A 10,223-nucleotide genomic window follows, 5' to 3' on the forward strand; every position below is an offset into this window, starting at 1 on the left:
ACTACTGTTATGTAACAGGCAACAGTAGTGTTTGATGTTTCAAACAAAACCTACATACCATAAAAAGTACGAGCATCTGCTCGTACTTTTTTGTATTTCGTATTTGTTATGGTTTTTAATGGGTATTAGGTGTTAACTAGTAAAACTAACAAAATTCTCAATGTTTTATAGGGGGCATTTATTTGAGCTACGTTTAATAAACTGTATATATACTTTGGGTTGATTGTGTTTTGTTTTAAAACACTGCCTTAGCTATTTGTTGAATATTGGTTGATCTTCCCATTGAGTAATAATGTAAAATAGGCACTCCTTTTTGTTGTAATTCCTTACTTTGAGCTATGCACCACTCTACCCCTACCTGTCGTACTTCTGCGTTACTTTTACAATTCACCACCTCTTTTACCAAAACATCCGGTAAATCTACTTTAAAACGGTGCGGAATTAAATTCAATTGTTTTTTGGTCGAAATAGGCTTTAACCCTGGAATAATAGGAACCGTAATACCTTCTTCTCTGCATTTTTCTACAAACTCAAAGTATTTTTCGTTATCGAAAAACATTTGAGTTACTACATAGTTTGCTCCGTTTTTGATTTTCTTCTTTAAGAAATGAATGTCAGAATCTAAACTTGGTGCTTCCATGTGCTTTTCAGGATATCCTGCTACACCAATACAAAAATCGGTTTTTGATGAGTTTTGCAAATCATCATCTAAATACCTTCCTTTATTTAGGTTTTCTATCTGCGTAACTAGCTCACTAGCATACCCGTGCCCTTCTTTTTCTGGTTTAAAATAGGTTTCGCTTTTTACAGCATCACCTCGCAATGCAACTACGTTATCAATTCCTAAAAAGTCGAGGTCAATTAAGAAGTTTTCGGTGTCTTCTTTGGTGAATCCTCCACATAAAATATGCGGAATGGCATCTACTTGATATTTATTTTGAATCGCCGCACAAATACCTACCGTACCTGGACGTTTTTTTACCACTTGTTTTTTTAAGAGTCCGTCCCCTAACTCTTTATACACGTATTCTTCACGATGGTAGGTTACGTCTATAAATGGTGGGTTAAACTCCATTAACGGATCAATATTTTTAAATATTGACTCTATTGTATCTCCCTTTAACGGTGGAAGTATTTCAAACGAAAATAGTGATGTTCCGTTTGCTTTTTCTAAGTGTTCTGTTACCTTCATAAGTATGGCTTATAAAGGCGTATTTAATTACACCAATGAGGCTACAAATAACGATACCGCTGCCATTACTAGTAATTGTATTGCAAACCGAATCTCTAAATTATACTTTTTCATTTGTCTAATTTTATTGATTTTTTATAGGGCAATATTACTATTGTTTTGTAGCTTTTAGTTTACCTAACTTAAAACTTATTGTTAATTAAATACGCTCTTCTGTTTGTTTATTTTAAATTATTCTTAATTGTCTGAAATATTAGAATGCAACCATTTTCTGGCTTTCTCTAAGGCTATGTTTTTTCTTTCTGCGTAATCTCTTACTTGGTCGTCTGTTATTTTTCCTAAACCAAAATACTTAGCTTCTTCGTTAGCAAAGTAATATCCCGAAACTGCTGCTGCTGGCCACATAGCTAAACTTTCGGTTAAGGTTACTCCTATATTCTTTTCTACCTGTAAAAGCTCCCAAATGGTCTCTTTCTCCAAATGGTCTGGACATGCAGGGTAACCAGGTGCTGGACGAATTCCTTTGTAATCTTCTTTTATTAACTCATTATTAGTTAAATTTTCTTCGGAAGCGTAGCCCCAATGTTTGGTTCTAACTCTGTGGTGTAAATATTCTGCTAAAGCCTCTGCAAAACGGTCGGCAATGGCTTGTGCCATAATAGCATTGTAATCATCGTGATTTTCTTTGTATTGCAATGCCAGTTCATCAGCTCCAAAAATGGCGGTACAAAAAGCCCCTATATAATCTGTTCTTTCTGTTTCTTTAGGCGCAATAAAATCTGCCAATGCAAAACTTGGTTTTCCTTCACGCTTTTTTAACTGCTGTCGTAAAGTTCTAAACACAACTACTTCTTTTCCTTTCTTTTGTACTGAAATATCATCATCGTTTATAGAGTTTGCTTCAAACAAACCAAAAATAGCTTTGGGTTTTAAGGCTTGTTTTTCTATAATTTGTTGCAACATTTCGTGTGCATCTTTATATAAACTAGTTGCCTCTACTCCTACTATTTCATCTTCTAAAATATCTGGATATTTTCCGTGCAAATCCCACGAACGAAAAAACGGACTCCAATCAAAATACGGTACTAAATCTTTTAAACTTACCTGTTCTAACTTTTGTACACCTAATTCTTTAGGCTTGGTAATGTTAGTTGTTTCCCAATCTATTTTAAATTTTCGCTCTCTTGCTTCTGCAATAGGTATGTAATGCTTTTGTTTTCCTCGTTTTAAAAACTTATCACGAAATTCTTCATAATCTTTCTTCAACTTGGCAACATATTCATTGGAGGTTTCTTTGTTTAATAAATCTCCAACTACAGTTACCGCTCTTGACGCATCGTTTACGTGTACTACTGCATTTTTATACTGCGTATCAATCTTTACTGCAGTATGTGCCTTTGAAGTTGTTGCTCCACCAATTAATAATGGAATTTCCAAGTTTTGACGCTCCATTTCTTTCGCTAAATACACCATTTCATCTAAAGAAGGTGTTATCAATCCGCTTAAACCAATAGCGTCTACTTTTTCGTTTTTAGCGGTTTCAATGATTTTCTCTGGTGGAACCATTACTCCTAAATCTACTATTTCGTAGTTATTACACCCTAAAACAACAGATACTATATTTTTACCAATATCGTGTACATCTCCTTTTACAGTTGCCATGAGTATTTTTCCTATAGCTTGCTGTTCTTCGCTTTTATCTGCTTCTATATACGGGTTTAAATAGGCTACTGCTTTTTTCATTACTCTAGCAGATTTTACTACCTGTGGTAAAAACATTTTTCCTTCTCCAAACAAATCTCCAACTACGTTCATTCCTGTCATTAAATGTCCTTCAATAACGTGTAATGGTTTTGTAACGCTTAAACGTGCTTCTTCTGCATCTTCTTCAATAAAAGTATCTATTCCTTTTACTAACGAATGTGTAATACGTTCTTGTAACGGTAAACTCCTCCATTCTAAAACCTGCTCGCTGCTTTCTTTTTTAGTTCCTTTTACTGTTTCAGCAAATTCTAATAAGCGTTCAGTTGCATCGTCTCTCCTATCTAAAACAACATCTTCAATATGTTCTAATAAATCCTTCGGAATATCGTCGTACACCTCCAACATTGCGGGATTTACAATTCCTATATTCATACCTGCTTTGATGGCATAGTATAAAAACACCGAGTGCATGGCTTCACGAACCACATTATTACCTCTAAAAGAAAACGACACGTTACTTACACCTCCACTTACACTTACATGGGGTAAGTTTTCACGTACCCATCGGGTAGCTTCAATAAAATCTAACGCATTTTTTCGATGTTCTTCCATTCCCGTAGCTACAGGAAATATGTTTAAATCGAAAATGATATCTTCTGGCGGAAAGTGAACGATGTTCACCAATATTTTATAGGAACGTTCTGCTATTTCAATTCTTCGTTTATAAGTATCTGCTTGCCCAACTTCATCAAAAGCCATAATAATTACTGCGGCTCCGTATCGTTTAATCTGCGTAGCTTCCCAAATAAACTTTTCTTCTCCTTCTTTTAAGGAAATAGAGTTTACGACCGATTTTCCTTGTACTACCTGTAATCCGGCTTCAATAATTTCCCATTTAGAACTGTCAATCATAATAGGAACTCTCGCAATATCTGGTTCGGATGCAATTAGATTTAAAAAGCGCACCATGGCTTCTTTTCCTTCAATTAAACCATCATCAAAATTAATATCAATAATTTGCGCCCCACCATCTACTTGATGACGGGCAATTGCCAAAGCTTCATCAAACTTTTCTTCTTTTATCAATCGGAGAAACTTACGTGATCCTGCTACATTGGTTCGCTCACCTACATTGATAAAATTACTTTCGGGTGTAACAATTAACGGTTCTAAACCAGATAACTTCATATGTCGTCTTTCTTCACTCATCTACTAACTATTTTGTCCTACATAAATAAACTCAGCGTGACGCGGTTTGTACTTCGCTGCTATTGCTGCTATTGCTGAAATATGTTTTGGTGTGGTACCACAACACCCACCTATAATATTGATTAGATTCTTCTTTAGGTATTCTTCTATTTGTTCTGCGGTTTCTTCTGGAGTTTCATCGTATTCTCCAAAGGCATTGGGTAATCCTGCATTGGGATGTGCCGAAATAGCAAACTCTGTTTTAGAAGCGATTGCCTCTAGGTGAGGTTGTAATAAGTTAGCTCCTAAAGCACAATTAAATCCTACAGATAGTAACGGAATGTGTGATATTGAGATTAAAAAAGCTTCTGCTGTTTGCCCTGACAACGTTCTTCCTGAAGCATCAGTAATGGTTCCAGAAATCATGATAGGAATTTCTATATTTCGTTCCGCTTTTACTTCTTCAATGGCAAATAAAGCGGCTTTGGCATTTAGAGTATCAAATACAGTTTCTACCAACAAAATATCTGAACCGCCATCAATTAAGGCTTCTACTTGTTCCTTATAAGCAATACGTAGTTCATCAAAAGTTACCGCTCTGTATCCTGGATCGTTTACATCTGGCGACATGCTTGCCGTACGATTGGTAGGTCCTATAGAACCTGCCACAAATCGAGGTTTATGAGGTTCTCTTGCAGTGAACTCTTCAGCTACTTCTTTGGCTATTTTCGCAGATTGATAATTTAACTCGTATACCAACTCTTCCATTTGATAATCTGCCATGGCAATGGTAGTTCCTGAAAAAGTATTGGTTTCTACAATGTCTGCCCCTGCAACAAAATATTTTCTGTGTACTTCTTTTACAGCTTCGGGTTGTGTAATGGATAACAAATCGTTGTTTCCTTGTAACGGAGTTGGATAATCTTTAAAACGTTCTCCACGAAAATCTTCTTCAGTAAACTTATATTCCTGAAGCATGGTTCCCATAGCGCCATCGAGTACGAGAATTCGTTTTTGTATTTCTTGATAAATGTTTGACATTCCTGATATTTAGTGTAATGTTATCAGGAAAAGAGGAAGTAAAATTCTTTTCGTTATCTCCCTGCGAATGCAGTAGAATGTAGCACCTTCTTTGTTTGCACAAAGGGTTGCTAAGGTTTCAAAGGGTCTATTCCCTCCACCTTTCTTGATAACATCAATACGTTAATGAACGAGGCAAAGTTATAGTATTATTTTTTATTTACCCAATTTTTATTTTAGTTTTAAATAACGGAAAGAAAAAGAACACTTTTGTTACTAGATAAGAAAACTAAACAAGTGAGTCTTTTTCTTATTTTCAAGGTCTAGGCTAGAATTTTGTATCTTATTTTTTGACACGATTAAAAAAGCGCTGGAATTAAATCACAGCGCTTTTAAGTTTGCCTTTATTTTTGTTTCACCTCACTAGCACGATATACATCATCTTCTGCTTTAAATATCTTAAATTGAACCTCGTAACCTTCTGGTACATAAATAACAATTGGTAATTTCCCGTTATACCTTACTGTTGTTGGCTGACTAGATACAAATTTTTTGACTTTGCTACTTTCAAAACAAGCCATTCGAGTAGATATAACTCCGCCATCAGTTTTGAAATCATAATACGAATACCCCCATCCTTTAAGGTCTTTTTTTTCTATACTTCCTATAAGACCGTGCTTATTACAAGTATCTACTTCCATCCATTTTCCAATAACAAATTCTATTTTTTTGTTACTATCATTATCTGAATGCGGAACTTCAATAATCATTTGTTTATACCCTTTCTCTGGTTTAGGATATATTGATACATCCGTTTTTGTTAAAGACGCCTGTCCTACAGCCATAGAAGTAATAGTTAAGAATGTTATTAAAAATAATTTGTTGATTTGCCTTGAAATTGTTCTCATAATAAAATAATTTTCCTAGAGCTTTTCAACATGTATGCCAAAAGTTAATCTAACTAAGACTTTTGTATTCATTCTTAAATTATTTACCATTCTTTTAACAACTATGAAAAGTGATGTTAGAATACAAACACATTCTCTGCTAGTTTAAAACCTTATGCTAAATACCTAAATAATAGTTCTTTTGTTTTATTTCTTGCTATGGTTACCCTTTTGATACAATTGTTATGAAAGAAAAATACTTGTAATAACATGTTATTTTTCTTTCTTCCATTTTTTACATGCGTTTATGAGTGGCTCAACCAGAATCATGTACGACGTCACCACTACGAACAGAAGATATGCTATTCCAATTAAGGTATAGAGAGTTCTCATGTAATCATTTTTAGCTTCTTACTAAAAGTTTCAATGTTGACTTCTGCCTTTTTAATAGAAATTGTTTGTTAAAATTTAAAAATTAGCTTTATCTCTTCTTAGGGAAAGCTCAGTGTAACGCGCTGATGGTTCCGTTGCATTGAGGAAAGACCAGCGAAGCTCGCTGATGGTTCCGTTGCGTTGAGGAAAGACCAGCGTGACGCGCTGATGGTTTCGTTGCATTGAGGAAAGCTCAGCGAAGCTCGCTGATGGGAGTATTCAATAAAGTGTGTCAACCTGTTTTTATTAAGTACATCTTAACTAAGTTTCTAATACTATTTTATTTTTTGGGTAGGGTAAATTATTACCTACTTGTTTTATTAGAAAAAAATTGTTCCCTTTTAAAAAATTGTAACCCAAAAATTAAACAAATATGAAAACAAAACTCAACTATTTATTAGTTGTTCTTTGCTTTGCATCTATTTATGGACAAGCACAAAAACAAAAAAATGAAGATTACATAAAAAAGCTATGTAACTTATTTCCAACGCTTCATAATTACACACCTATACACACAAAATCTTAATCATCCCTTTGGGTATGAGAAGAATTTTAACTTAAATATTACTATATAAAAATGAAAATTACTAGAATTATTGCATTGATTGCCCTGTGTACATCGACACTCAATGCACAAGAAAAAGAAGTTGATTGCGATTTCAACATTAACAGAGCTTATTACCATTTGGAAGGAAAAGAACTCTTTACAAAAGACAAACAAAAAGCTATTGAATACCTAACTCCTTGTGTAGAAACTGAAAATCCCGTAGCACAGCTAATGATGGGTCGTATCTTGCTAGAGGAAGCCACAGAAGAAAGTTACACAAAAGCTATTAAACTAATTAAAGCTGCTGCAAAACAAGACAATGCTATTGCTGCTACCGATTTAGGAATATTGTATAAGTATGGTAGAGGGTGTAAACTCAACTACAACAAAGCGAGAAAATGGTTTGAAAAAGGATTTGAGTTAGGGAATACCAAAGCAGCTTATTTGTTAGGGTACTTGTACTTAAAAGGTTTTGGAAACATACAGCAAGACTATACCAAAGCGGTTAGTTGGTTTGAAAAGAGCGACTACCCTATGGCGAAATATTGGTTAGGGGTTTGTTACTACCACGGTTATGGAGTAGAGAAAAATGTAGCCAAAGCAAATGGGTTATTAAAAACCAACTTCGATACAGTAAAAGAAGCTAACATAAGTGAAACATCTAAAAACTCAGAAGTAATAAACGTAGAGGAAATTAAGCAAGTTATAAATAAAGAAGAGACAGCTGCATCAGCAGAAGTTACCAAACAACAACTTCATGGAGTGTGGGAAGGTGATTTACTGTTTTTTGATTGGTCTGAAACACATATAGAAAATAAAGTACCTTTTAAAGTTACAGCGAAGTATGATACAGAAAGTGATGTGTTACATATCACTACGACCATTGCTGATAAAAAACAAAATGTAGACTTTACTAAACTAGACAACAGTCTTTACTTTAATAATTTTACTGTTGAGTTACCTCATAGTTCATTTAGTCAAAACATTCCTTCTGTTTTAAAACATCAGTTACTTTCTTCTGATATTTCTATCAAACAGTTTAATTCAGAAACCTACTTAACAGGAAATTTAGAGACTTATGTGAGTGCTTGGAAAGAGTCAGGAGTCCCTATTCGTTTTGTCTTAAAAAAGAAAAAGAAATTAGAAAACTCAGAAGAAGAGCTTTCAGAAGAAGCTTTAGCAGCACTTTCAAAGCAAGAAGATAGTTTTATAAAGCTATACCCAAATCCTTTTGAAAAAGATGTAATTGTATCGTATTCATTAGAACAACCAACAAATACAAAGGTTACCATAACCAATATGAATGGATTACGAGAAAAAGTAATTAAACCATTCACTAGTCAGGAAACTGGTAGCTACCAATATTATGTTGAGGGAACGGATTTACCTAAAGGGATGTATGTAGTAACAATACTAGTAGGACAAGAAAGAAAAACAAGAATTATCATCAAAAAATAATTGCTAGAAAAACACACAAATGAAAAGAATATATATACAATTTTTACTACTACTTTTAGTAAGTACATTTAGTATTAATTTACAAGCTCAAAGATTAAACATACCTGAAAAATCAACTATTGGAGATGAATTCTTAATAGCTCCAGATGGTACATACAGTGAATTAAGGCCTACTTTATCAAAAAATTGTGGCTGTGAAATTTCTGATTTAAGTTTTAACTGGAGTGGCTCTTTTAATGATGCAATAGCTAACGAGAACTTGATTAGACTTGCTAGAAAAAGAGCTTTAAAAAAATGGTATAGTAACCAAATAAACAAAGTAGTTAAACCAGCAATAGATAGAAAATTCGGTAGAAAATTTTCTAATTTCGAAAAAGCTAAAAATGAACTTTTAATAGATTCAGAAAGAAAAAACATAGCTACTCTTTCAAGACCAATTAGAGATAAATATTCTCGTTTAAGAAGTAGAGGGTTTAAGACTAAAGAAAAGCACTTAAAAGAACTAAAGCTATTAAAACTAAGAGAAGCAGAAATTAAATCAGGGAATGTAACTAAATCTTCATTCGGTTATATTAAGGTACAAGGAGTATATCTAAAAGATATAAAGAGTTTAAGCTCTTTAAAATCAAAATGGACTCCTTTATTGAATGATTTTAGCAAGAACATCGCTGAGACTCATATAAATAACCATATGTATAAAAGTATAGGTAAAGGAGTTGAGTCAGAGGTAATAAAACTTAAAAACCGACATTATAATAGTTTAAATATGTGGGATAAATTAAGTTTACTACAATTTTTAGTTCATTATGAAGAGTACAAGAAACGAAGCTCTCCTCCATACCTTGTTCCTGAACATATTAATAATATGTTTAAAAAGTTTAATAAAATAGATAAGGCTACACCTGAGTTAATAGAAAGCTTATCTATAAAAAACAGAACAGGTGGGTTTTCAGTCTTCGATATAAGAACCTATAATAAATTATTAAACGCTTATATGGCTCCTCCTGCTTTACCTGGAGGTGAGTATATGGCAAAAATGGAATGGGAGAGATTAAAAAAAGAAGCATTAGATAAGTTGATTAGAGAAACCTCTATAGAAGCTAGTGTAAAAGTTGACTTCTTCATTTTAATGTTTAATATAGCTGATAAGTATCAAATAAAATATTTAAATGATAATTATCAGAATAAAAAATTTTTAGAGCTTCATAACTTAGTTAAGTTGCTTATAGATGATGCATTAGAGAACCCTGACAAAGTGTATAAAGACCTTAAAATTAAAGACATACTTGAAAAAGGAGCTGTTATCGCTAAATTAATAGATGAGTTAAAGATTACTGATAGTAATCAAAAAGAATGGTTGTATAATAACATCCCAGAAGCAACTGAAATACGTATTTTTGTAGATGCTAATAAAATTAGAGGGGTTGTTAATGCTAAAGCTAAAACATTCGCTATACTAGCTACAAATACCTTTATGAATGGTGGCGAAGTAGATTTTGATGATAGAATTATTAATAAAATAAAAGATAAAAAAATTAAATGTTTGCATGATAACCTAACTAAAGATGGTAATACTTTTGTAAAAGATTTATTAGCGAATTTCAAAGGGACTTCTGAGTTTAATATTAATATTACCTCTGTTGATAAAATATTTTCTGATAAATCCAACAGTTATGTAAACGGAGTGACTTCATATAAAAAAGGTGATAATATTATTCATTGAGTTATTAAGTTACGTTCTGTTTTATTTGTTTCCAGGTCATAGGCTCATTATTAATCATTCTAATAATAGAGT

The 10,223-nt window shown here is 33.2% G+C and carries 7 protein-coding genes and 1 riboswitch; of the genes, 3 read left to right on the plus strand and 4 right to left on the minus strand.

Annotated features, from left to right (window positions below; all coding sequences use genetic code 11):
* Positions 1-235 precede the first annotated feature (235 nt).
* From metF to Q4517_RS13115, 4 genes are all read right to left on the minus strand, one after another.
* Complete coding sequence (metF, locus tag Q4517_RS13100; protein ID WP_303510211.1) at positions 236-1,192, minus strand: methylenetetrahydrofolate reductase [NAD(P)H]; 957 nt, start codon at positions 1,190-1,192, stop codon at positions 236-238.
* A gap of 237 nt (positions 1,193-1,429) precedes the next feature.
* Positions 1,430-4,105 carry a methionine synthase gene (gene metH / locus Q4517_RS13105; RefSeq protein ID WP_303510212.1) on the minus strand — a complete coding sequence of 892 codons (2,676 nt, stop codon included), beginning with the start codon at positions 4,103-4,105 and terminating at the stop codon, positions 1,430-1,432.
* Positions 4,106-4,108: 3 nt separating this feature from the next.
* Positions 4,109-5,125, minus strand: coding sequence for a homocysteine S-methyltransferase family protein (locus Q4517_RS13110; RefSeq protein WP_303510214.1), 1,017 nt, complete (start codon positions 5,123-5,125; stop codon positions 4,109-4,111).
* A 50-nt stretch (positions 5,126-5,175) separates the two neighbouring features.
* A riboswitch (SAM riboswitch) is annotated at positions 5,176-5,280 on the minus strand.
* 228 nt (positions 5,281-5,508) lie between these two features.
* The gene (locus Q4517_RS13115; RefSeq protein ID WP_303510216.1) at positions 5,509-6,012 is read right to left on the minus strand and encodes an ecotin; all 504 of its coding nucleotides are present in this window, start codon (positions 6,010-6,012) and stop codon (positions 5,509-5,511) included.
* Positions 6,013-6,796: 784 nt separating this feature from the next.
* Between Q4517_RS13115 and Q4517_RS13120 the strand changes: the two genes are divergently transcribed.
* The 3 genes from Q4517_RS13120 to Q4517_RS13130 are packed head-to-tail and all read left to right on the plus strand — an operon-like array spanning position 6,797 to position 10,151.
* Positions 6,797-6,949: a hypothetical protein gene (locus tag Q4517_RS13120; protein ID WP_303510218.1), complete on the plus strand. Its 153-nt coding sequence runs from the start codon at positions 6,797-6,799 to the stop codon at positions 6,947-6,949.
* A gap of 51 nt (positions 6,950-7,000) precedes the next feature.
* Positions 7,001-8,428 (plus strand): T9SS type A sorting domain-containing protein, encoded by a 1,428-nt coding sequence (locus Q4517_RS13125; RefSeq protein ID WP_303510222.1) that lies wholly within the window; start codon positions 7,001-7,003, stop codon positions 8,426-8,428.
* 19 nt (positions 8,429-8,447) lie between these two features.
* On the plus strand, positions 8,448-10,151 hold the full coding sequence (locus tag Q4517_RS13130) for a hypothetical protein (protein WP_303510225.1): 1,704 nt from the start codon (positions 8,448-8,450) through the stop codon (positions 10,149-10,151).
* Positions 10,152-10,223: the final 72 nt, after the last annotated feature.

Source organism: Tenacibaculum sp. 1_MG-2023 (genome assembly GCF_030547425.1).
In the GTDB taxonomy this organism is placed as follows: Bacteria; Bacteroidota; Bacteroidia; order Flavobacteriales; family Flavobacteriaceae; genus Polaribacter.